At 61.4% G+C, this 2,575-nt stretch carries 2 protein-coding genes; both read left to right on the top strand.

All coding sequences use genetic code 11. From position 1 onward, the window contains the following. Nucleotides 1-442 precede the first annotated feature (442 nt). A complete protein-coding gene (locus tag ACIBKY_RS55365; RefSeq protein WP_397110775.1) occupies nucleotides 443-1,720 on the top strand; it encodes an ATP/GTP-binding protein in 1,278 nt (425 codons plus the stop codon). Beyond that, entirely contained in the window at nucleotides 1,720-2,340 is a 621-nt protein-coding gene (locus ACIBKY_RS55370; RefSeq protein ID WP_397110777.1) for an RloB family protein, read from the top strand. The genes ACIBKY_RS55365 and ACIBKY_RS55370 overlap by 1 nt, the downstream gene beginning before the upstream one ends. Nucleotides 2,341-2,575: the final 235 nt, after the last annotated feature.

Genomic DNA, 2,575 nt, shown 5'->3' on the forward strand with positions numbered 1-2,575 from the left:
CGGTATCAGCGCAGGAAGTGATCGCGAAAGCCGCGACTGTAAACGATGCGAGCAGCATCTGACGTGGTGACGAATGGCGTATGTGTCTCATGCTCCAGGACTGGTGCCAAGGGGAAAGCCCCAGCGCGACCTCCTCCTTCATGGAGGATGGGCGACCACTTCTGGCCCACCCCTTGCCCAGCTGGAGTGTTGACCAACTGATGCCCACCTCGACTCAAGGGACTTCGCTTCGCTCAGGCGCCTTCCTCAAGGGGGCAAGCCCAGGCACAGCCGGTTGGACACGAGCTGCCACCCGGGATTCCGGCTCTGCAGGTGTGTCGCATAAAGATCAAGCAGCGAACACAGTTAATTGCAGCGATCCAGCCAACAAGGGCGCCATTTCGTGAGATCTTTACGATCACGGCCCTGTGTCGACGTCAATGGCGCGAGGTAAGGTGGGAGTGTGTTGATCAGGTTCACCGCTGCCAACTACCGTTCGATCAGCGAACCCATCGAGCTCTCCATGGTTGCGATCGATCGTGATCGCGAGGAGGCGCGTCCGGTCTCGCTGCTCGGGGAGAGCCTTCTGCCGATAGCGGCGATCTACGGGCCGAATGCCTCAGGCAAGTCGAACGTGATCGACGCGCTTGTCTGGTTGCGGGATGCCGTACGGCACTCCCTACGCATCTGGGAAGACGAGATCCCGATCGAGCCTTTCGCCTTCGGAGAAGGCCCGGTCACCCCGAGCAGCTTCAGCATCGAGATCGCGATCAAGGGTGTGCGATTCGAGTACTTGCTTGAACTGGATCGCGAGCAGGTCGGCTATGAAGGGCTCTTCCACTACCCGGAGAAGAAGCGCCGGAGAATCTTCGAGCGAGAGGGTACGGAACTCAAGCTCCAGCGAGGACTCGGAGGGCTGTCCGGCACGCGGGAACTGATGACGCAGCGCACCTTGGCGCTCTCGGTCGCGCGGAGGTTCGACGAGCCGCTCGTGACGGACTTCACCGCGAGCTTCATGAGAATGCATGTGCTTGGGCAAACGGCCAGACACCGAATTCCTGGCCTGACACACGGCAGGGCTCCGCTCTCGACCCTTCGATGGTTCGAGCAGTCCGGCGATCAGCTCTCGTTGTTCGGGGAGAGCGAGCTTGATGCCGGGTTCACCGGAGGCCGCGAACAAGCGCTGTCGCTGCTGCGGCTCGCTGATCTCGGCATCGAGGACGTGATCATAGAGGACCAGGACGAGAGCTATTCCGACGCCGGGGGACGCGCGCGACGCCGGTTCCGCCTGCTCCACAGAACGCTGAATGAAACCATGCCGTTCGAATGGCACGCCGAATCAGAAGGCACCAGGACGTGGTTCGCACTCATCGGTCCGGTCCTGACCGCGCTCAGGACGGGCACTGCCGTTCTCTTTGACGAACTTGACGCGAGTCTGCATCCGACTCTGTCTGCCGAGTTGCTCCGCATATTCCACAGCCCGGTGACCAACCCGCGCGGTGCCCAGCTCGTCTTCACGTCTCACGATGCCAGCCTGTTGAATTCTCTCAACAGAGACGAGGTGTGGCTGACGGAAAAGCGCCCGGACGGTTCTACCCGTCTCGGCGCGCTGGCCGACTTCGCGGGAGAGCGAGTACGGAAGTCGCAGAACCTCGAGAATGCCTATCTTCACGGAAGGTTTGGCGCGCTTCCCCAAGTGGATCAGTCCGCGCTGCTGCGCGCGCTCGGGTTGAGCGGCTGATGGGCGAGAAGGGCCGGCAAAGGGGCGGCAGGCCACTACGCCGCCAGGCGGAAAAGCGCCCTGAGCTCCGCACCATCGTGGTCTTCTGCGAAGGCCGGAACTCGGAACCCGACTACGTCAACGGCCTGAAAAGGCTGGCGCACATAGCCGAGAACACCGCGCTCAGCATCCAGATCCATCCCGATCATGGCGTCCCGCTGACGCTGGTCCGCAAGGCGGTGGGGTACAACAGGGATCCGGAGGTGGATGAATGCTGGTGCCTTTTTGATGTTGAGTGGCCCCTGAACCATCCGAACCTCGCGCAGGCGGTAGATCTGGCGAAGTCCAACGACATCAAACTCGCGATATCCAACCCTTGTTTCGAGATCTGGTTAATGCTGCACCATCAGGCTTGCGGCGCCTTCCTGGACACCGAGTCGGCGGAACGGTCTTCTCGCAGGTTGGATGGGAGACCAGGTAAGAGCATCGACGCCGAGACCTACATGCCCATGCGGAAGAAGGCTGCGCGTCATGCCGAGAGGCTCGATGCCCGGCATGATCAGAACGGAACGGTCTTCCCGCACAACAATCCGTCTTCTGGGATGTACAAGTTCCTGTGGAGCCTGGAGGGCAAGGACTGAAGCGTCATCTGCCGAAATCCTGGTGTAGCGGGGCGGTCGAACTGTGGGCCGGCCAGTGTCTATATCTCGGGAGAGCCGGATCCGGGTAAGCGTCAGGTCTTCGACCGTCCGGGGTTGAGGGTGACGATGGCCCGTAATCGGGGCGCGTCGAAACTCCCTAAGAGGTTTTCTTCTGAGTGAGTGCGAAGAGGACGGTCATGTCGTGGTCCTCGTAGGCGGTTACGGTGCGGGTTGC

The organism is Nonomuraea sp. NPDC050394 (assembly GCF_044459065.1).
Lineage (GTDB): Bacteria > Actinomycetota > Actinomycetes > Streptosporangiales > Streptosporangiaceae > Nonomuraea.

Coding starts and splice junctions, on each gene's coding strand:
- ACIBKY_RS55370 (WP_397110777.1), top strand. CDS start 1,720: ATGGGCGAGAAGGGCCGGCAAAGGGGCGGCAGGCCACTACGCCGCCAG.